Consider the following 20,867-nt stretch of genomic DNA (forward strand, 5'->3'; position numbering starts at 1 on the left):
CCCGGTCCTTGAGTTCCTCACTGTACTTGCGTGGTGCTGCCATGCTCTCCATCCTTCACAGGTTCGAGAGCCTCCGACAGACCCGGGGCGGTTCACAGCCGCGTAATGGCGGGTCACGAGGGGCGTCCTTCCGATGGTTGATAACCGTTCGGATAGGTCACAAATACCGTTGTGAGGACACCGCCATTTCCCACGTCTGTCCCACGCATGTGTTCGTGGGACACTGTAGAGAATGAAAAAACCCCTGCTGAGCAGGGGTTTCAAGTGCCCTCGGTGAGACTCGAACTCACACTGGACGGGTTTTGAATCCGTTGCCTCTGCCAATTGGGCTACGAGGGCGCGCGGCCGTGTCGGTCGCAACAGACAACACTAGATGATCGGCCGCCCGCGACGCCAAGCGGTACGCTTTCGGTTCATCGGTGAGCCAACCATCGGCGCTGTCCGGCCTTGATGTGGTGGCCACTCGCAAGCGTGGGCGAAGAGGGAATGGTGACGGTGGCCGAGAGTGACGACGCCAAGGTCGAGCAGCAGGTGACCCGCAAGGTGCTGGTTGCCGAGGACGACTCGTTGATCCGGATGGATCTCATCGAGATGCTCCGCGAAGAGGGATACGACGTGGTGGGCGAGGCCCCCAACGGACAGATCGCCGTCGACCTCACCGAGAGTCTCAAGCCCGACCTCGTGATCATGGACATCAAGATGCCGGTCCGCGACGGCATCGACGCGGCCACCGAGATCGCACAGAAGCGGCTCGCGCCGGTCGTCATGCTGACCGCCTTCAGCCAGCGGGACTTCATCGAGAAGGCGCGCGACGCCGGTGCAATGGCCTATCTCGTCAAACCATTCACCAAGACCGACCTCGTCCCGGCCATCGAAGTGGCCGTGAGTCGCTACCACGAACTCACGACGCTCGAAAAAGAAGTCGCGACAATGCAGGAGCGGCTCGAGACGCGCAAACTCGTCGAGCGTGCCAAGGGATTGCTGATGGAGAAGCAGGCGCTCTCCGAGCCCGAGGCGTTCAAGTGGATACAGCGCGCCGCGATGGATCGTCGTACCACGATGAAGGCCGTCGCCCAGGTGGTGGTGGAGACCCTCGGTCCCAGCGACTGACGCCGTCGCACCTCTCGTAAATTCTGTGAAAACCCGACGCCCCCTGTCATGGGCGTTTGCGCTCAATGCGTCGCGCACACCGGATGTTGGGTCTATGTTCAGCGAAGGTCTCCTCAGTAGACCTCCCGGCCGTGGGGGCCGGGTGGCTGGACGAGAGGTAGTGAAAATGCACCGTCGTGTGACGACGGCAGCGCTGGCAGCGACGCTGGCCGCTGTGCTCGCCGTATCGGCATGTAGCAGTAAGTCATCCGACTCCGGCTCGGAAACGAGCGGGTCGGCGGGATCGGGTTCTGGGCTCACCATTTCGCCTCTCGCCCAGATCAATACACAGGGCAAGGAGTCCCCCAAGGTATCCGAGGCCGACGCCCTCAACCCGGGCCAGGCCACCAACGCCACCTGCGAGCCGACAAACATCGCCATGGCCGGAGCGCTCACGGGCGCCGACGCCGCGCTGGGCATCAACATCGTCGACGGCGCGCAACTCGCGGTCGACCAGCACAACAAGGCCAACCCGAACTGCAAGATCACCCTGAAGCGCTTCGACACCGAAGGCGACCCGCAGAAGGCCACCCAGGTGGCGCCGCAGATCACCAACGACGACTCCATCATCGGCCTCATCGGTCCCGCCTTCTCGGGCGAGACCAAGGCCACCGGCGGCATCTTCAACCAGGCCGGCCTGGTGTCGGTCACCGCGTCGGCCACCAACCCGACACTTACCGACAACGGCTGGAAGACGTTCTACCGTGGCCTGGCCAACGACGATGTGCAGGGCCCGGCGGTCGCCAAATACCTGACCGGGACCATGGGCAAGAAGAAGGTCTGTGTCATCGAGGACGACACCGACTACGGCACCGGCCTCGCCAAGGCTGTCAAGGGCGCACTCGGATCGGCACTGGACTCCGACTGCTCGGGTGATGTGAAGAAGGGCGAGCGTGACTTCTCGGCCATCATCTCCAAGGTCACCGGGGCATCGCCCGACGCCGTGTTCTACGCCGGCTACTACGCCGAGGCCGCGCCGCTCGCGCAGCAGATGAAGTCCGCCGATCCGAACGTGTTGTTCGTCTCGGGTGACGGTGCCAACGATCCGCAGTTCACCGCGCAGGCCGGTGATGCCGCCAAGGGTGCGGTCCTGTCGTGCCCGTGCGGTCCGGCCCCGTCGGAGTTCGCGCAGCAGTACAAGGCGGCGTTCAACCAGGAGCCCGGCGTCTACTCCGTGGAGGCCTACGACATCGCGGCCATCATGATGAAGGGCATCGCGGAAGGCAACAACACCCGGCCCAAGCTGCTCGAGTACATCAGCAAGTACAGCGGCCCAGGCCTGGCCCGCCAGTACTCGTGGACACCCAAGGGTGAACTGTCCACGTCGCTGATCTGGGTATACGAGGTCAAATAGCCCACACACCAGGTGCGCCCGGCCGCCACACACAGCGGTCCGGGCGCACCTCGTGCTGTGACTCATACGGTGAAGGGGACCGATGACCGCCACATTTCTCGTGGCCCAGTCGTCGACGGCGGTGGCCTCGACCATCACGTTCGACGTGCATTCGCTGGTCAACAGCTTCTGGGGCCTGACCATCGAGGGCCTGACCTACGGAGCGGTGTATGCGCTCGTGGCCGTGGGATACACACTCGTCTACGGTGTTTTGCGCCTGATCAACTTCGCGCATTCCGAGGTGTTCATGCTCGGCATGTTCGGCACCTACATCGGCCTGCTGCTGCTGGGATTCACTCCCTCGGGTAACACCTACTCCGAGGGCACCCTGATGACGGTGGTGTACCTGGTGATCGCCGGACTGTGCGGCATGATCGTCTCGGGCGGCGCCGCGGTGGGTCTGGAATTCATCGCCTACCGCCCGCTACGCCGACGCGGTGCCAAACCGTTGGCCTTCCTCATCACCGCGATCGGCATGTCATTCGTGCTCCAGGAATTCGTGCACTACGTGCTGCCCAAGGTGCCGATCGACCCACCACTGGGCGGATCCACCGCGCAGCCGACCATCCGGCTGGTCAATCCGGTCCAGGAGTTCACCTTCTTCGGAGCCCCCGTCTACAACCTGACGATGATCATCATCCTGTCGGCGATCTTGCTCGCACTCGGCACCGACTTCATGATCAACCGCACCCGGCTCGGACGAGGTATCCGTTCGGTGGCCCAAGATCCCGACGCCGCGCTGCTGATGGGCGTCTCCCGGGAACGGATCATCCTGGTCACCTTCCTCATCGGAGGCCTTCTCGCCGGCGCTGCCGCGCTGCTCTACACACTCCGCGTGCCGACCAACATCGTCTACAACGGCGGGTTCATCCTCGGCATCAAGGCGTTCTGCGCGGCGGTGCTCGGCGGCATCGGCAACGTGCGCGGCGCACTGCTCGGCGGTCTCCTTCTCGGTGTGATGGAGAACTACGGATCGGTGCTACTCGGCAACCAGTGGAAGGATGTCGTCGCGTTCGTGCTGCTCATACTGGTGCTCATGTTCCGGCCGACCGGCATCCTGGGTGAGAAGCTAGGAAAGGCGAGGGTATGACCACGGCGCAAACCCCGGCCGGAGACATCACACCGGACGCGCATGAATCCCACGGCATCGGTGACGCCATTCGCGGATGGTGGAACGGGTTACCGCGTGTGCAGCAGTGGCTGATCGGCGTTCCGCTGCTGTTGCTGCTCGCAGCCCTTCCGGTGATCAAGCCGCCGCTGATCACCACCACCGCCACCAACTTCGGCGTGGTGATGGCCACGTTCGCGATGACGGCACTCATTGCCGTCGGACTCAACGTGGTCGTCGGCCAGACCGGCCTGCTCGACCTCGGCTATGTCGGCTTCTACGCCGTCGGCGCCTACGTGGTCGCCCTGATGACCAGCCCGTCGAGTCCGCTGTGGAACAGCCCCGACCACGGCTTGTTCTCGGGGCCGTGGGCGTGGCTGGCGTGCGTTCCGCTCGCCATCGTCATCACCGGTATCACCGGTCTTCTCCTGGGCACGCCGACCCTGCGGGTACGCGGTGACTACCTCGCCATCGTCACCCTCGGCTTCGGTGAGATCGTGCGGCTGCTCGCCGACAATCTCGACGACGTCACCAACGGCGCCTCCGGCCTGCAGGGCGTGCTGTTCCCCGAGGTCGGCCGCTCCGCAGAACACCCCGAAGGGGTGTTCTCCAGTGCCAACAACGCCTCGACGCTCAACTACGGCGTGTGGTGGTACTGGCTGGGCATGGTGCTGGTGATCCTCGTGCTCATCGTGATCGGCAACCTCGAACGCAGCCGCGTCGGCCGATCGTGGGTGGCGATCCGCGAGGACGAGGATGCCGCCGAGATCATGGGTGTGCCGACGTTCAAGTACAAACTGTGGGCGTTCGTCATCGGCGCGGGAATCGGCGGGCTCTCCGGCGCGGTGTACGCCGGCCAGGTGCAGTACATCGATCCCAAGGCGTTCACGGTGATCAACTCGATGCTGTTCCTGTGTGCGGTGGTGCTCGGTGGTCAGGGCAACAAGCTCGGGGTGATCGCCGGCGCGTTCATCATCGTGTACCTGCCCGCGCGGGTGCAGGGCGTCGAGGTGGGCGGACAGTCGTTGAGTGAGTTCAAGTACCTGTTCTTCGGTGTCGCCCTGGTGGTGCTGATGATCTTCCGCCCGCAGGGACTGTTCCCGGCGCGGGCGCGTCTGGTCACGTTCGGACGTCAGGTGTACGCCGCGGTGCAACGCAACCCGAAACCCGCGCCTTCCGGCAGCGAGGAGGCCCACGCATGACCCATCGTCTGCCCGACGATCCGGATCGGGTCCCCGACGAGATCATCGACAACGAGGAGCAACTCGCCGAGGCCGAATCCGACCCGGAGGCCACGACGTTCGTCGACCCGGCCGACGTCGATCCCGATCTGGCCGACCCCGAGGCGGTGGCCGAGGCTGTCGCGCCGCAGCGCGACATCGCCACGGCACTGGGCGAACCATTGCTGACCGTGGAGGGACTGACCGTCGAATTCGGTGGGCTCGCCGCACTCGACGATGTCACCTTCGACATCAAACGCGGCGAGATCCTCGGTCTCATCGGCCCCAACGGCGCGGGCAAGACCACGTGCTTCAACGCCATCACCGGCGTATACCGGCCCAGTCGCGGCACCGTCACCTTCGACGGCGCCCCGCTCGGCCGGATGAAGCAGCACAAGATCACCCGGCGCGGCATCGCCCGCACCTTCCAGAACGTGCGGCTCTGGGGGGAGATGACCGCACTGGAGAACGTGTGCGTCGGCACCGATGCGCGGCACAAGAGTTCGGTGTTCAGCGGCATTTTCCGTACCCCCCGGCTCTATCACGAGGAGCGTGACGCCGTCGACCGCGGCATGGCACTGCTGGAGTTCGTGGGCATCGGCCCCCGCGCCGCCGAGAAGGCATCCAACCTGCCCTACGGCGACCAGCGTCGACTCGAGATCGCCCGGGCGTTGGCCACCGAACCCAAACTGCTGTGCCTCGACGAACCCGCGGCCGGGTTCAACCCGAGTGAGAAGACCGCGCTGATGGGTCTGATCCAGAAGATCCGCGACGACGGTTACACCGTGCTGCTGATCGAACATGACATGAGACTCGTCATGGGTGTCACCGACCGCATCGTGGTACTCGAATTCGGACGCAAGATCGCCGACGGCACACCGAAGGAAGTCCGCGACAACCCGGCGGTCGTCGCCGCCTACCTGGGGGTACCCGATGACCAAATCGCCTGAGGAGCAGTCCGTTCCGCACGATGCGCCGTCGACCAGGCCGGTCCTCGAGATCGACGACGTGGTGGTCCATTACGGCCGCATCCGCGCGCTGCACGGCATCTCCCTGGCCGTTGGCGCCGGAGAACTGGTGACCCTGCTGGGAGCCAACGGTGCCGGCAAATCGACCACGATGCGGGCCATCTCCGGGCTCAACAAACTCAGCGCCGGAGACATCCGCTTCAACGGCGAATCGATCACCCGCCTCTCACCACATGAACGCGTGTCGCGCGGAATCATCCAGGTCCCCGAGGGACGCCGCATCTTTCCCGGCATGACCGTGCTCGAGAACCTGGACATGGGCTGCTACGGAAGGAAATTCGAGAACAAGGCGGCCTACAACGCAGCCCTCGACCACGTCTTCGAGACCTTCCCCAGGCTCGGTGAACGCCGTAAACAGTACGGCGGCACGATGTCCGGTGGGGAACAACAGATGCTGGCCATCGGTCGGGCGCTGATGGCGCGACCCACCCTGCTGCTCCTCGACGAACCGTCGATGGGCCTGGCGCCCATGGTGATCCAGCAGATCTTCCGCATCATCGCGCAGATCAACGAGACCGGCACCACCATCCTGCTGGTCGAACAGAACGCGCAGCAGGCGCTGAGCCGTTCCGACCGGGGATACATCCTCGAGACCGGCGCCATCACCAAGGAGGGTCCGGGTAAGGAACTGCTCGTCGACGACGCGGTGCGGGAGGCCTACCTCGGGGTGGCGTGACCTCGCCGAGGCGGAGTGGCAGTACGGTGGCAGGCGTGACCCAGTTGGATGTGCGGTCCTCCGACGACACGCGGCTCGCCGCGTCGCTGCTCGCGCAAGCATTTGTCGACGATCCGGTGGTGCGCTGGCTCCAACCAGACACGCGTCGCCATCGTCGCCTGTTCGACGCACTGTTTCGCGCCGGGCACGGGCGGAGGGGCCGAATCGAGGTTGCCTACTGCGACGGGATTCCCGCCGGTGCCGCCGTGTGGGACGCTCCTCCCGGATTCGAGCCGTCGGCCCGCGACGTCCTGCGATCCCTGCCGTGGTTCATCGGCGCGATCGGTACCAGGGTGAGGTACGGCACCGAACTCGAACGCCTCTTCGCTCCGCAGCGGCCTTCCGAGCCGCACTGGTATCTGGCGTTCCTGGGGTCGGTGACCCCGGGGCGTGGGGTGGGTACCTCGCTGCTGGCGGCGCAACTCGATCGCATCACCGGTCCGGCGTATCTGGAGAGTTCCAACAGGGCCAACATCCCGCTGTACGAGCGGTGGGGTTTCGAGGTGACCGGCGAGGTGGTGTTGCCACACGACGGGCCCACCGTGTGGCCGATGTACCGGCCGGGCTGAGTCGGCGATGGGCTGTCACCGGTCGTCACTAGACTCGCCTGTGTGAGTCCAGCGCAGAGTTCCGTCGGCCCAGCATCGACCAGGCCCGCTACCACCGGTGCACGCGCCGCGGGCGGTGCCGGCAAGGCCCGCCGACCCGTGTTGATGCTGCTCGACGGGCATTCCCTGGCCTATCGGGCATTTTTCGCTCTGCCCGCGGAGAACTTCAAGACGGCGACCGGTCAGACCACCAACGCGGTGTACGGGTTCACCTCGATGCTGATCAATCTGCTGCGCGACGAGGAGCCCACCCACATCGCCGCGGCATTCGACGTGTCGCGCAAGACGTTCCGGTCCGAGATGTATCCGGACTACAAGGCGCAGCGCTCCAAGTCTCCCGACGAGTTCAACGGACAGGTCGACCTCACCAAGGAGGTTCTCGACGCGCTGGGTATCCCGGTCATGGCGATCGAGGGGTACGAGGCCGACGACATCATCGCCACGCTCGCGACGCAGGCCGAGGCCGAGGGCTACCGGGTCCTCGTGGTCACCGGCGATCGCGACTCCCTGCAATTGGTCGACGACTCGGTGACGGTGCTTTATCCGCGCAAGGGAGTCTCCGACTTGACACGGTTCACCCCGGAAGAGGTGGAGAAGAAGTACGGCCTCACACCCACGCAGTACCCGGATTATGCGGCGCTGCGCGGCGACCCGAGCGACAATCTGCCCGGCATCCCCGGGGTGGGGGAGAAGACGGCGTCGAAATGGATTCGTGAGTACGGCTCTCTCGCGTCGCTCATCGATCACGTCGACGAGGTCAAGGGCAAGGTCGGCGACGCGTTGCGCGCGCACCTCGCGTCGGTGCAGACCAACCGGCAGTTGACCGAACTGGTCCGCGACATGCAGTTGCCGTCGGGCCCCGACGATCTGGCCATGGTCGGGTGGGATCGCGACCGCATCCATCACCTCTTCGACGACCTCGAGTTCCGTGTGCTGCGCGACCGGCTGTTCTCGACGTTGAGTTCGGTGGAGCCTGAGGCGGAAGCGGGATTCGAGCTCGACGGCTCGATCCTCGGCGAAGGCGAGGTTCGTGACTGGCTCGACGCGCACGCGCGCACCGGCCGCAGCGGGCTCACCGTGACCGCGCCGCATCAGGTCGTCGGCGCCGACGTGAGCGGAGTCGCCATCGCCGCGGCCGACGGGACGTCGGGGTACGTCGACGTCACCGCGCTGGGACCCGACGACGAGAAGGCGCTCGGCGAGTGGTTCGCCGATTCGGCCATCGAGAAGGCGCTGCACGAGACGAAGTGGGCCATTCACGCCCTCCGGTCGCGTGGGTGGACGCTTGCGGGCGTCACCAGCGACACCGCACTCGCCGCATATCTCGTACGCCCGGGTCAGCGCTCCTTCAATCTCGACGATCTCGCTCTCCGCTACCTGCGGCGCGAGCTGCGCGCAGACGATGCCACCGACTCCGGGCAACTCTCACTCCTCGACGACGACGGCGGTGCGGGCAAGATCGCCGAGCAGGCGATGCTCGAAGGGCGCGCGGTTGCCGAACTGGCCGACACCCTCGACACCGAGCTCGACCGGATCGACTCCAAGCCGCTGCTCACCGAGATGGAGCTGCCCCTGCTGTTCGTGCTGGCCGACCTCGAGGCCGCCGGCATCGCCGTCGACGTCGAGCATTTCGGCGAACTCGAAGAGACGTTCTCCGAGCGCATCCGTGCCGCCGCCGAGTCGGCGTACGAGGTGATCGGTGAGCAGATCAACCTCGGCTCGCCCAAGCAACTGCAAACGGTGCTGTTCGACAAACTCGACATGCCCAAGACCAAGAAGACCAAGACCGGCTACACCACCGACGCCGACGCGCTACAGACGCTCTACGAGAAGACCGAGCACCCTTTCCTCGCCTACCTCCTCGAGCACCGTGATGCGACGCGGCTGAAGGTCACCGTCGACGGTCTGCTGAAGTCCGTTGCCGACGACGGCCGAATCCACACCACGTTCAATCAGACCGTCGCGGCGACGGGTCGGCTCTCGTCGACCGAACCCAATCTGCAGAACATCCCGGTGCGTACCGAAGCGGGCAGGGAAATCCGCCACGGATTCGTCGTCGGAAGCGACACCGGTCCCGGCGGCTCGGGAAAACCGTACGAGACGCTGATGACCGCCGACTACAGCCAGATCGAAATGCGCATCATGGCCCATCTCTCCGGTGACGCCGGGCTGATCGAGGCGTTCAACACCGGCGAGGACCTCCACAACTTCGTGGGGTCGCGTGCCTTCGGGGTGCCCATCGACGAGGTCACCACCGAGATGCGTCACCGCGTCAAGGCGATGTCCTACGGGCTGGCCTATGGCTTGTCGGCGTTCGGCCTCGCGGCGCAGCTGCGCATCAGCCGCGACGAGGCCAAAGACCAGATGGAAGCCTACTTCGACCGATTCGGCGGAGTTCGCGACTACCTCCACGACGTGGTGGTGGAGGCACGTCGAAACGAGTACACGGCCACCCTGTTCGGTCGTCGGCGCTATCTGCCCGACCTCAACAGCGACAACTGGCAACGGCGTCAGGCAGCCGAGCGAATGGCCCTGAACGCACCGATCCAGGGCACCGCCGCCGACATCATCAAGGTGGCGATGATCAACGTGCACAAGCGGATCGCCGCCGAGAACCTGAAATCCCGGATGCTGTTGCAGGTACATGACGAACTCGTCGTCGAGGTCGCCCACGGCGAGCGCGAGCGGGCCGAGAAGGTCGTGCGCGAGGAGATGGGTAGCGCGATCGACCTATCCGTGCCGCTCGAGGTGTCGGTCGGTTTCGGCAGGTCGTGGGATGACGCAGCCCACTAGCGACCGAGTGCGGATCGGGGTCCTCGACGGCGATGGCATCGGCCCCGAGATCGTGCCGTGGGCGGTCGCGGCAGCCGACGCGGCCGCCGCCCGGGAGGGATTCGCGTTCGACTGGGTGCCCGCGTCGATCGGACTCGGCGCCATCGAACGCGAGGGGGTTCCCGTTCCGCAGCGCACTCTCGACGTCCTCGACGGCCTGACGATCTGGGTGATGGGTCCGCACGACTCCGCGGCCTACCCGGACCGGTTTCGACGGCAAGCACCGCCGGGCGGCCTCATCCGCAAACACTTCGGCCTGTACGCGAATCTGCGTCCCTGCCACGCCCATCGGGGGGTGCCCGCGGTGGCACCCGGCATCGACGTGCTGATCGTCCGGGAGAACTCCGAGGGGCTCTACGCCGACCGGAACATGGCCGTGGGCTCCGGCGAGTTCATGCCCACTCCCGATGTCGCGCTCGCCGTGGGAGTGATCACCCGATCGGCGAGCGAACGGATCGCACGCCAAGCGTTCGAACTCGCGCGGCATCGAGGAAAACACGTCACGATCGTGCACAAGGCGAACGTGCTCACGCTGACCACCGGATTGTTCCGCGACGCCTGCCTCGCCGTTGCGGCCGACTACCCCGATGTGGTGGTCGACGAGCAGCACGTGGATGCGATGGCCGCGCTGCTGGTGCGCCGGCCCGCCGACTTCGATGTCCTGGTCACCGAGAACCTGTTCGGCGACATCCTGTCCGATCTCGCGGGGGAGTTGTCCGGGTCGATCGGCCTGGCGGGATCGGTCAACTGCTCCGACACCAGGGTGATGGCCCAGGCCTCCCATGGCGCAGCGCCCGACATCGCAGGACAGGGGATCGCGAATCCCGTGGCGATCATCGCATCGACGTCGATGGCGTTGCGATGGTTGGGTACTCACATCGGCGACGATCGCCTGATCCGGGCGGCCGAACGGATGGAGTCAGGAGTCGACGCGGTTCTCGCAGACGCAACGCTGACCCCGGATCTCGGTGGCACGGCCACCACCGCCGATCTCGGGGCCGGCGTCGTCACGCACGTCACGTCTGCGCCGTAAACGCGGAGACCGGTCAGTTCGTCGGTATGGGACCGAGCCGATTGCCGGTCGGGATACCAGAACAATAGGTGGCCGAGCGGCCCGCAAACCGGTCCGCGAGGAACGCCTCGGCGTCGGGTGCCCACGGCAAGAACGCCTCGAAGTGGTTGAGCTTCGGATAGGTCTTGTACTGGGTGGGCACTCCTTCTCGGCAGTACCGAGTCGCCAGACCCTGCACGTCGCCGTCGATCATGATTCCGTCGCCGATACCGTCGACATTGCCGACGCCGAGGAACATCGGGTTCCGCGGTTTACCCACCCAGCCCATGATGTTCTGGTTGAACGCGGCGGGAATGCCCGGAACGGTCAGCAGTCCGGGGTACTGGGGGAGAAGAAGCTGGGTGTCGGTGAGCCCGGGATACTTCGTGGCGAAGTCGATCAGGCACTGGCCCTGGGTTTGCGCCAGCACGCTTTTGCCCTTGGGTGACAGGAACTGCTGAATGTTGAGGTCGAAGACGTCGTTGTACACGTTCATCAACGCCGGGATGACACCCGCCCACTGCGTGCTGCCGTTCACGTACGGCAGGTTGTGGGAGGGCTGCACCAGCACGCCGCCGGCGGCCGCGCCGACGATGTTGAGTTCGGGCGCATAGGTCGGGGCGAGGTCCGCACCGAAACCGGTCGGAACCGAACCGCCCGAGTAGCCGAAGAGGCCGACGGGTGTCGACGAGGGCAGTCGCAGGTGGCGTTCGGACGCGCGGATGCTGTCGAGCGCGGTCTGTGCCGATTCACGGCCCATCGTCCAGCGCATCTTGATGCCCTCGTAATCGGGCACGACCACGGTGTACCCCTGGGCGAGCATCGAGGAAATGGTGATGTCGTCGAATTCCGGTCCACGTCCGGTATTACCGCCGCGAAGGGCATAGGAGGGATCACATTGTGAGCCGAGCGCGTCATAGGGGGAGTGATAGGAGATGATTTTGCGCGGACCCGGCACCGGAGGCTCGAGGATCGTGGTGACCGCCGCGGTGGGGATGCCGAACTGATCGGTGGTGCGGAACAGAATCTGCGTGGCGACCGCCGGAAAACGCTTGTCGCCATATGCGAGTTGAACCACACGGGTCTTGAGCGGGGCCCCCGGCGACACCTTGTGCAGGTTTCGATCGGTGGAGTAGAAGGGGTCATGCGACGGCGGGGCGAGCGGCGCGGCCGCGGCCTTTCCGGGCGTGCTCAGGAGTGCCCCGAAACCGGTGACGAATACCGCCAGCAGAATCACGAGGATGGTCAACTTGTTTCTCACGGACGGATGTTAACCGGGAATCTTCAGATAAGCATCTACGTGAATGCGAAATCAGAAGAATGTCGGAATGCCGCGCGGCGACTCCCGGCGGCGCGCCCGCTGGATCGCCGCCCCGGCGGCGTCCCACGCCTTCGGGCGGTCGGTAAATCCTGCGTAACTCGCCGGTGAAGTGGGCGCCGAGCCATTATAGTTCCCCGGGGTGGGGACACGGGGTCGCCACAACTGTGACAGCTGCTCCGGAGCGCGGGGCACGAAGGGACTGTGATGCGCGATCTCCGATCGTTCAGGGCCGGCTCAAAGCGACTTCCGTTCATTCTCGCGGTTCTGATGGCCGTGGTCGCCATGGTCCTGGCGGGATGCTCGAACAACGATGATTCGGGTGAAGGACTGGGCGCCGACATCTCGCCGACCTCGGTCGAGGTGGCCAAGGTCGAGTCGATCGCGGCTCTCGTTCCGGAGAACATCCGGAACTCGGGCAAACTGACGGTCGGCGTGAACGTCCCGTACGCACCCGACGAGTTCAAGGACAAGGACGGCAACATCATCGGCTTCGACGTCGACCTGATGAACGCGATCGGCGGCGTACTCGGTCTCACGCCCGTCTACAAGGAAGCCAAGTTCGACACGATCATCCCGTCGGTCCAGCAGGGCACTTACGACGTGGGCATGTCGTCCTTCACCGACACCAAAGAACGCGAACAGCAGGTCGACTTCGTCACCTACTACACGTCCGGTGTGCAGTGGGCTCAGCAAAAGGGTGCGGGCATCGATCCGAACAATGCCTGCGGCAAGCGGGTCGCGGTGCAGGCCACCACCTACGAGGACACCGACGAGATCCCGGCAAAGAGCAAGGCGTGCACCGATGCGGGTAAGCCCGCCATCGACAAGCAGAAGTTCGACAGCCAGGATGAGGCGACCAACGCACTGATCCTCGGCAAGGTTGACGCCATGTCCGCCGATTCGCAGGTCACCGCCTACGCCATCAAGCGCTCGAACGGCAAACTCGAGGCCGCCGGCGGAGTTTTCGACTCGGCGCCCTACGGATACCCCGTGAAGAAGGGATCGTCGCTGAGCAAGGCTCTGCAGCAAGCGGTTCAGTATCTGATCGACAACGGCCAGTACAAGAAGATCGTCGACCACTGGGGTATCGAAGCGGGATCGATCCAGACTTCGGTGATCAACGGCGCGGTCAGCTGAGTACGTGACGTCGCCGTCAACAGGCCCCATCGGTGCGGGCCCGGAGTCCACCGAGCCCGCACCGATCAAGGCCGTCCCGCTGCGTCATCCGGGTCAATGGATCGCAGCGGTCATCGTACTGATCCTGGTTGCTCTGTTCGTCTATGGAGCGGCCACCAACGATGCGTATGCGTGGGGCACCTACGCGAAGTACCTGTTCGATACCCGCATCCTGTCCGGTGTCTGGTACACGCTGGTCCTCACCGTCTTGTCGATGTTCATCGCGGTCATCCTTGGCGTCCTGCTCGCGGTGATGCGCCTATCGCCGAACCCGGTGCTGCGGTACACATCCTGGGTCTACCTCTGGGTGTTCCGTGGGACACCTGTCTACGTCCAGTTGGTGTTCTGGGGTCTGTTCCCGTCGATCTACAAGCGCATCGACATCGGGATCCCGTTCGTCGTGCAGTTCGCCCACTTCGACATCCAGGACCTGTACTCGGCGTTCGTGTTCGCGATGATCGGACTCGCACTCAACGAGGCCGCGTACATGGCCGAGATCGTTCGCGCCGGAGTGTCGTCGGTGGGTGAGGGACAGACCGAGGCCTCGGTCGCCCTGGGCATGTCGTGGACGCAGACGATGCGACGCACCGTGCTCCCGCAGGCCATGCGAGTGATCATCCCGCCGACCGGCAATGAGGTGATCAGCATGCTGAAGACCACGAGCCTCGTGGCGGCGGTGCCGTTCACCGGTGAGCTCTACGGCCGTGCCCGCGACATCTCCGGAGTGAACTTCCAGCCGATACCGTTGCTGATCGTCGCGTCCACCTGGTACCTGGCTGTGACCAGCGTGCTGATGGTGGGGCAGTACTACCTGGAGCGCTACTACTCGAAGGGATCCAGTAGGCAGCTCACGGCCCGCCAACTCAAGGCGCAGGCGAATGCACTGAACACGCCGATCACCGAAGAGGAGAGCGATGAGCGCCGCTGAGCAACCGATGGTGCTCGCCGACCGGGTGTGCAAGAACTTCGGGTCGCTGGAGGTCCTCAAGGGCATCACCCTCGAGGTGGCGCGCGGCGAGGTGCTCTGCCTCATCGGGCCGTCCGGGTCGGGAAAATCGACCTTCCTGCGGTGCGTCAACCATCTGGAGGTGGTCAACGCCGGCCGCCTCTACGTCGACGGCGACCTGATCGGCTACCGCGAGCGAGGCGACAAGCTCTACGAGATGAGCCCCAAGGACGCCGCCAAACAGCGCCGCGACATCGGTATGGTGTTTCAGCACTTCAACCTGTTTCCGCACCGCACCGCGTTGGAGAACGTGATCGAGGCGCCCACCCAGGTCAAAAGGCAGAAGAAGAACGACGCCGTCGCGCGGGCCAAGGACCTTCTCGACCGCGTCGGCCTCGCCGACAAGGCCGACACCTACCCGGCGCAACTGTCGGGCGGTCAGCAGCAGCGCGTAGCCATCGCCCGAGCATTGGCGATGGACCCCAAGCTGATGCTGTTCGACGAGCCGACCTCGGCGCTCGACCCGGAACTCGTCGGTGACGTGCTCGGGGTGATGCGCGAACTCGCGGCGTCCGGGATGACGATGCTCGTGGTGACCCACGAGATGGGTTTCGCCCGTGAGGTTGCCGATCAGCTCGTCTTCATGGACGGCGGGGTGGTGGTCGAGAAGGGTGACCCACGAGAAGTGCTCGCCAATCCGCAGCACGAACGCACCAAGACGTTCTTGTCCAAACTGCTCTGACCTTCGGTTGGCTGACCGACGGCTGCGCTAACCGTCGGTCGGCCCCGTCGGCTTGTGTGCGCAGAATATCGCGGTACCCGGGAAGTACTGTCCGCGAAGCGGACTCCACTGTCCCCACTCCCGGTCGAGGTCGTCGGGCCATTCGGGCTCCACGATGTCGTCGAGAATCATTCCGGCGGAACGGATCTCACGAACGCGATCGCCGATGGTGCGGTGATGCTCCACGTAGGTGACGGTTCCGTCGTCGTTCACCTCGGAATACGGCGTGCGGGTGAAGTAGGGGATTGCGACGGTGAGACCGGCGGGTCCCGGGTCGTCGGGGAAGATCCAGCGCATCGGGTGATTGATCGAGAACACCCACCTGCCGCCCGGCCGCAGCACACGTGCCACCTCACGCATCACGCGCGCCGAATCGGCGACGAACGGGATGGCACCGAACGACGAGAACGCCGTGTCGAAGGACGCGTCGGCGAAGGGCAATGCTTCGGCGGTGGCCTGGACCAGTGGTACCCGGGCTTCACCGAGGCGATCCATCACACCGACACCATGGGCGAGCATCCCGTGCGAAAGGTCCAGGCCGATCACCTCGGCGCCGCGGGCGCGAAGCCACCGCGCACACGGTGCCGACCCGCAGCCCACCTCGAGCACGTCGCGTCCCGTCACGTCGCCGAGCAGGCCGGCCTCGGCTTCACTCAACCGTTCCGGACACCACAGGAAGTCACCGCCGGGGACGTCCTCACCGAGGTAGTCCCGGTGGATGCGGTGGTACTCGACCGTCTCACCGTCCCAGAAGCGACGATTGGCGCGTTCGCTGGTCGAGGAGTCGATGTCGCCGAGCAGGCGTGGTGGCGTGGTGGACGGAGCCGGATCGTCCGTGGGGTCGGTCATCAGCACTCCCGTCCGGCGAGCAGGTGATCGGTACGGGCGTCGCTGTCCCAGCGCCGAAGCGCCGCGAACCGTCCGTGGAGCGCAGGTAGGTTCCCGAGGGCAGCGATGGCTTCTCCGATACGTTCGGTGGCGACACGCCTGGCCAGGGTCACATGTGGCGTCCAGTGTCCGGGCCGGCAGTGCGGCAGCATCGAGCCGGTGCCGTCGGTGTCCGTGACGTGATCTGCGGCGAGTCGCACCACCTGGGCGTGCGTGGCGAGCAGTTCGGTCGACGGCACCACGAGTCGCGCGAGAGTTCGGGTGCGGCCGGTTCCGAAGACGATCGGTGCGCCGACGACGGCGGTGAACGGCAGCCGCAGCGCGACCGTCGCGAGCGCTGCGTCGATGCCCGGGTCGATGCGGTGAGCCGCGACGAGCGTGACGTGCGGGCGGTTGGTCGCCGAGTCGACGGTCGCCTGACTGGGAAGACCGGCGTCCCGGAGGAGGTCCCACTGCCGCCGAATCTGCAGGTCGGTCGCCTCATCGAGCAGGAGTTCCACCGAGTGCGCCACGGCGTCCAGTGTGACAGCGGGCCCGCCCGGACAGGTATTTGCCCAGCACAACGCGGGTGGAGTAGGCTTGACAAAGCGCGTGAGCTCGTTGTCGCGCGGTTCAGCATGCCTTCACCTTGGCGTCACCGGAGTGTGGTGCCCTGGGTGAACACCTTGTCGAGCGTCTCCGACGCCCGTCGCGGGTGTTCGCGGACATGCCGTCCCAACCACGAAGAACTGTACCTACTACATATCTGTCCGGAGCAACTCAACATATGTCGTCCCCCACGATCACCTCGCCGCAAGTAGCCGTCAATGACATCGGCTCGGCCGAGGACTTTCTCGCCGCCATCGACTCCACGATCAAGTACTTCAACGATGGTGACATCGTGGAAGGGACGATCGTCAAGGTCGACCGCGACGAGGTTCTGCTCGACATCGGTTACAAGACCGAAGGCGTGATCCCTTCCCGTGAACTGTCGATCAAGCACGACGTCGATCCTTCCGAGGTCGTCAACGTCGGTGACGAGGTCGAAGCCCTGGTTCTCACCAAGGAGGACAAGGAAGGCCGCCTGATCCTGTCCAAGAAGCGGGCTCAGTACGAGCGCGCCTGGGGCACCATCGAAGAACTCAAGGAGAAGGACGAGGCCGTCAAGGGCACCGTCATCGAGGTCGTCAAGGGCGGCCTGATCCTCGACATCGGCCTGCGCGGCTTCCTCCCGGCGTCGCTGGTGGAGATGCGCCGCGTCCGCGATCTGCAGCCGTACATCGGCAAGGAGATCGAGGCCAAGATCATCGAGCTCGACAAGAACCGCAACAACGTGGTGCTCTCGCGCCGCGCCTGGCTGGAGCAGACCCAGTCGGAGGTTCGCAGCGAGTTCCTGCACCAGTTGCAGAAGGGACAGGTCCGCAAGGGCGTCGTCTCGTCGATCGTCAACTTCGGTGCGTTCGTCGATCTCGGCGGCGTCGACGGCCTGGTCCACGTGTCCGAGCTGTCGTGGAAGCACATCGATCATCCGTCCGAGGTCGTCACCGTGGGCGACGAGGTCACCGTCGAGGTGCTCGACGTCGATCTCGACCGTGAGCGCGTCTCGCTCTCGCTCAAGGCCACCCAGGAAGACCCGTGGCGTCAGTTCGCCCGCACCCACGCGATCGGTCAGATCGTGCCGGGCAAGGTCACCAAGCTGGTTCCGTTCGGTGCGTTCGTCCGCGTCGACGACGGCATCGAGGGCCTCGTGCACATCTCGGAGCTGGCCGAGCGCCACGTCGAGGTGCCCGATCAGGTTGTCTCCGTCGGCGACGACGCGATGGTCAAGGTCATCGACATCGATCTCGAGCGTCGTCGTATCTCGCTGAGCCTCAAGCAGGCCAACGAGGACTACACCGAGGAGTTCGACCCGTCGAAGTACGGCATGGCCGACAGCTACGACGAGCAGGGCAACTACATCTTCCCCGAGGGCTTCGACGCCGAGACCAACGAATGGCTCGAAGGCTTCGAGAAGCAGCGTGAGGCGTGGGAGGCCCGGTACGCCGAGGCCGAGCGTCGCCACAAGATGCACACCGCCCAGATCGAGAAGTTCGCCGCGGCGGCCGCCGAGGCGGAGAAGGCCCCGTCGGACTACTCGTCGGCATCGGAGAACCGCGGTGGCGGTTCTACCTCGTCGTCCAGCGCACCGTCGACCGGCGGTTCACTGGCCAGCGACGAGCAGCTCGCCGCGCTGCGCGAGAAGCTGTCGGGCAACGCCTGATCGCTTGACGCAGATGGTGCGCTGAACAACTCACCACCGCCAGACCCCCTCCCGCATTCCGGGAGGGGGTCTCGGCGTTGTGGCGGCATTTGCCAAACTGGAACGATGATCAGGCTGGGACTGTCCGGCGGCATCGGGGCCGGCAAATCGACGGTGGCGACGACCTTCGTGGAGCGCGGTGGCTACCACATCGACGCCGACAAGATCGCCCGCGAGGTGGTGAAGCCCGGCACTCCCGGGTTGGCCGCACTCGTCGAAGCGTTCGGTGACGACATCCTCGCCGAGGACGGTTCGCTCGACCGGCCGGCACTGGCGGCAAAGGCGTTCGTCGACGACGAGAGCCGCGCAACCCTGAACTCCATCACCCATCCGCTCGTCGGTGCGCGCACCCAGGAGTTGCTCGAGCAGGCACCCGCCGATGCGATTGTGGTGCAGGACATCCCGCTGCTCGTCGAAGGCAACATGGCGCCGTTCTTCCATCTCGTCGTCATCGTCGGCGCCGACGAGGAACTGCGCGTCACACGGCTCACCGAACTGCGTGGCATGCCCGAGGACGACGCCAGAGCACGCATCCGGGCGCAGGCCACCGATGAGCAGCGACGCGCGGTCGCCGACGTCTGGCTCGACAACTCGGGGACACCCGGCGAGTTGGCCGATGCAGCGGCCGTGTTGTGGGACGACAGGCTTGTTCCCTACGAGGCGAACGTGCGCTCCCGCACCGTGGCGTCCGGCCCGGTGGTCCTCGCCGAACCCGATCCCGCCTGGGCTGAGTTGGGCTCGCGGCTGGTGAACCGATTGTGGGCGCTGGTCGGGGACAAGGCGTCGGCCATCGACCACATCGGGTCGACCGCCGTCCCCGGACTCGCCGCGAAACCCACGATCGACATCCAGGTGACCGTCGCCGATCTCGACGTCGCCGACGCCCTGGCCGACACACTGGCCGACGGTGGATTCCCCCGGATGCCGGGAATCGAGGGCGACAACCCCAAACCCGATCCCGCGACCGGATCGGTGGATGCGGGCGCCTGGGGTAAGCGGCTCCACGGCGCTGCCGATCCGGGCCGTCCGGTGAACGTGCACCTGCGGGCCGCGGGTTCGCCCGGGCAGCGATTCGCCATCGACTTCCGTGACTGGTTACGCGCCGACGCCGCAGCGCGGGAGGAGTACACCGCGATCAAACGCGCGGCCTTCGACGCTGCCGACGGCGACCCCGAAGTGTACGTGGCCGCGAAGGAACCGTGGTTCGACGAGGTGTATCCGCGGATCGCGGCCTGGCGTGGATCGTTCGGACGACAAGAGCCCTGAAATCGGGTTGAACAGCACTTTTCGTGCCTGCTCCCGATCTAGCCTCGCATCAACGGGCGCACCGCGCGCCTACGGTCGACGATGAGGAGAGCACGGATGACAGGCATCAACAACCCGACTCGCGCCACACGGATTCTGGCGGGCGGCATCGCGGTACTCGGCGCAGCGGCGCTCGGTGTCGGCACTGCGGCGCCGGCTTCGGCGACCGTCACCAGCGCAAAGATCCAGAATTCGGCGTTGTTCGGGTCGCAGGACGGCAAGTACGGTGTCGGATGCGGCTACGGGGTGGTCGCCGAGGTCACCGGCACCGAGAACGTGATCTTCAAGGCCAACGGCGCCCCGTTCGCGTCGGAAAAGCCCAACGGCGGCAAGGCCACCGGATTCTGGGTTCCGACGGCGACAGGGAAATACACCATCACGGTGACTCAGGGCAACGAGTACACCGTCGGCACCTTCACTGTGCAGCAGGGTTTCTACACCGGTAGTTCGTGCGTGGTCTTCTGACCTGACCCGCGACACCGACCCACGACGGGTCAGTCCACCGACGCATCACGAAAAGTCACCGGACCGCCGACGGCCGCATCGAGCCAGGACTGTGCGTCGTGGCCGTGCTCGGCGGCCCCGACCAGGGCACGCGCGGCGATCGCGACGGCCTCCTGGCAGTCGATGGTGCTCATCAGCCCCGCGGCGTGCGCCTCGAACAATTCGTCCACGTCGATCATCTCGAGGGGCGTTCCGGGCACATCGACGAGGTCGAGGTACCAGTCGGTGGCATGCCAGCGTCCGTGCTCGTCAGGGCCGTTGAACCGGCCGACGTCGAGGTAGAGCCGCTGTCCCGGCCGGTGCCCGGGCATGAAATGGAAGATGTTGGCCCGCAGACCGCATCCGGGCAGTAGCCACGATTCCAAGTAGAAGAAGCGCGGATGGTCGGGGGTGGGGCGCGCCATGTACAGCCCGAAGCCGGTCTCCCGGTACTCGTCGACCTCGCGGACAAAGCCCTTGTTGTCGGTGTTCGTCATGGCCGGGACGTCGAAGACCTCGCGTTTGGGCGGGTGAATCATGCGATGAGGGTACCGGCCGGCTCACCGGAACATTTCTGTCACACCC

At 65.4% G+C, this 20,867-nt stretch carries 19 protein-coding genes and 1 tRNA gene; 15 read left to right on the plus strand and 5 right to left on the minus strand.

The window, feature by feature from the left end:
* Positions 1-265: 265 nt before the first annotated feature.
* A tRNA-Leu gene (locus tag ACWDSI_RS18470) sits at positions 266-339 on the minus strand.
* A 147-nt stretch (positions 340-486) separates the two neighbouring features.
* Here ACWDSI_RS18470 and ACWDSI_RS18475 point away from each other — a divergent pair.
* The 9 genes from ACWDSI_RS18475 (at position 487) to ACWDSI_RS18515 (ending at position 11,086) form a co-directional block, all read left to right on the plus strand.
* Positions 487-1,110, plus strand: a complete 624-nt coding sequence (locus ACWDSI_RS18475; protein WP_449747235.1) for an ANTAR domain-containing response regulator — start codon at positions 487-489, stop codon at positions 1,108-1,110.
* Positions 1,111-1,276: 166 nt separating this feature from the next.
* A complete protein-coding gene (locus ACWDSI_RS18480; RefSeq protein WP_449757398.1) occupies positions 1,277-2,503 on the plus strand; it encodes a branched-chain amino acid ABC transporter substrate-binding protein in 1,227 nt (408 codons plus the stop codon).
* Between the two features lie 82 nt (positions 2,504-2,585).
* A complete protein-coding gene (locus tag ACWDSI_RS18485) occupies positions 2,586-3,632 on the plus strand; it encodes a branched-chain amino acid ABC transporter permease (protein WP_449757399.1) in 1,047 nt (348 codons plus the stop codon).
* Positions 3,629-4,852 (plus strand): branched-chain amino acid ABC transporter permease, encoded by a 1,224-nt coding sequence (locus tag ACWDSI_RS18490; RefSeq protein ID WP_449757400.1) that lies wholly within the window; start codon positions 3,629-3,631, stop codon positions 4,850-4,852. Before ACWDSI_RS18485 ends, ACWDSI_RS18490 begins: the two co-directional genes overlap by 4 nt.
* Positions 4,849-5,820, plus strand: a complete 972-nt coding sequence (locus ACWDSI_RS18495) for an ABC transporter ATP-binding protein (protein WP_449747025.1) — start codon at positions 4,849-4,851, stop codon at positions 5,818-5,820. The genes ACWDSI_RS18490 and ACWDSI_RS18495 overlap by 4 nt, the downstream gene beginning before the upstream one ends.
* Positions 5,804-6,574, plus strand: coding sequence for an ABC transporter ATP-binding protein (locus ACWDSI_RS18500; protein ID WP_449747024.1), 771 nt, complete (start codon positions 5,804-5,806; stop codon positions 6,572-6,574). The genes ACWDSI_RS18495 and ACWDSI_RS18500 overlap by 17 nt, the downstream gene beginning before the upstream one ends.
* Positions 6,575-6,609: 35 nt before the next feature.
* Entirely contained in the window at positions 6,610-7,182 is a 573-nt protein-coding gene (locus tag ACWDSI_RS18505; protein ID WP_449757401.1) for a GNAT family N-acetyltransferase, read from the plus strand.
* A 42-nt stretch (positions 7,183-7,224) separates the two neighbouring features.
* Positions 7,225-10,014 carry a DNA polymerase I gene (gene polA / locus ACWDSI_RS18510; RefSeq protein WP_449757402.1) on the plus strand — a complete coding sequence of 930 codons (2,790 nt, stop codon included), beginning with the start codon at positions 7,225-7,227 and terminating at the stop codon, positions 10,012-10,014.
* Complete coding sequence (locus ACWDSI_RS18515; protein ID WP_449747021.1) at positions 9,998-11,086, plus strand: isocitrate/isopropylmalate dehydrogenase family protein; 1,089 nt, start codon at positions 9,998-10,000, stop codon at positions 11,084-11,086. Before polA ends, ACWDSI_RS18515 begins: the two co-directional genes overlap by 17 nt.
* A 13-nt stretch (positions 11,087-11,099) precedes the next feature.
* Here ACWDSI_RS18515 and ACWDSI_RS18520 read toward each other — a convergent pair whose 3' ends face one another.
* Positions 11,100-12,365, minus strand: a complete 1,266-nt coding sequence (locus ACWDSI_RS18520; protein ID WP_449757403.1) for a lipase family protein — start codon at positions 12,363-12,365, stop codon at positions 11,100-11,102.
* Positions 12,366-12,629: 264 nt separating this feature from the next.
* Here ACWDSI_RS18520 and ACWDSI_RS18525 point away from each other — a divergent pair, with 264 nt between their 5' ends.
* The 3 genes from ACWDSI_RS18525 to ACWDSI_RS18535 are packed head-to-tail and all read left to right on the plus strand — an operon-like array spanning position 12,630 to position 15,289.
* A complete protein-coding gene (locus ACWDSI_RS18525) occupies positions 12,630-13,562 on the plus strand; it encodes an ABC transporter substrate-binding protein (RefSeq protein WP_449757404.1) in 933 nt (310 codons plus the stop codon).
* 4 nt (positions 13,563-13,566) lie between these two features.
* Positions 13,567-14,529: an amino acid ABC transporter permease gene (locus ACWDSI_RS18530; protein ID WP_449757405.1), complete on the plus strand. Its 963-nt coding sequence runs from the start codon at positions 13,567-13,569 to the stop codon at positions 14,527-14,529.
* Positions 14,516-15,289 (plus strand): amino acid ABC transporter ATP-binding protein, encoded by a 774-nt coding sequence (locus ACWDSI_RS18535; RefSeq protein WP_449757406.1) that lies wholly within the window; start codon positions 14,516-14,518, stop codon positions 15,287-15,289. Before ACWDSI_RS18530 ends, ACWDSI_RS18535 begins: the two co-directional genes overlap by 14 nt.
* Positions 15,290-15,316: 27 nt before the next feature.
* On the opposite strand, the gene ACWDSI_RS18540 is transcribed toward ACWDSI_RS18535, so the two are convergent.
* Positions 15,317-16,177, minus strand: coding sequence for a class I SAM-dependent methyltransferase (locus ACWDSI_RS18540; protein ID WP_449748830.1), 861 nt, complete (start codon positions 16,175-16,177; stop codon positions 15,317-15,319).
* On the minus strand, positions 16,177-16,728 hold the full coding sequence (locus tag ACWDSI_RS18545) for a 2'-5' RNA ligase family protein (protein ID WP_449757407.1): 552 nt from the start codon (positions 16,726-16,728) through the stop codon (positions 16,177-16,179). Before ACWDSI_RS18545 ends, ACWDSI_RS18540 begins: the two co-directional genes overlap by 1 nt.
* Positions 16,729-16,982: 254 nt before the next feature.
* Here ACWDSI_RS18545 and rpsA point away from each other — a divergent pair, with 254 nt between their 5' ends.
* The 3 genes from rpsA to ACWDSI_RS18560 all read left to right on the plus strand — a co-directional run bounded on the left by rpsA (position 16,983) and on the right by ACWDSI_RS18560 (position 20,264).
* Complete coding sequence (gene rpsA, locus ACWDSI_RS18550; protein ID WP_449748832.1) at positions 16,983-18,455, plus strand: 30S ribosomal protein S1; 1,473 nt, start codon at positions 16,983-16,985, stop codon at positions 18,453-18,455.
* 105 nt (positions 18,456-18,560) lie between these two features.
* Positions 18,561-19,760 carry a dephospho-CoA kinase gene (gene coaE, locus ACWDSI_RS18555; RefSeq protein ID WP_449757408.1) on the plus strand — a complete coding sequence of 400 codons (1,200 nt, stop codon included), beginning with the start codon at positions 18,561-18,563 and terminating at the stop codon, positions 19,758-19,760.
* A 96-nt stretch (positions 19,761-19,856) separates the two neighbouring features.
* Positions 19,857-20,264 (plus strand): hypothetical protein, encoded by a 408-nt coding sequence (locus ACWDSI_RS18560; RefSeq protein ID WP_449757409.1) that lies wholly within the window; start codon positions 19,857-19,859, stop codon positions 20,262-20,264.
* 29 nt (positions 20,265-20,293) lie between these two features.
* Here ACWDSI_RS18560 and ACWDSI_RS18565 read toward each other — a convergent pair whose 3' ends face one another.
* Positions 20,294-20,821 (minus strand): DUF402 domain-containing protein, encoded by a 528-nt coding sequence (locus ACWDSI_RS18565; protein WP_449757410.1) that lies wholly within the window; start codon positions 20,819-20,821, stop codon positions 20,294-20,296.
* Positions 20,822-20,867 lie beyond the last annotated feature (46 nt).

The organism is Gordonia sp. NPDC003429, assembly GCF_053588575.1.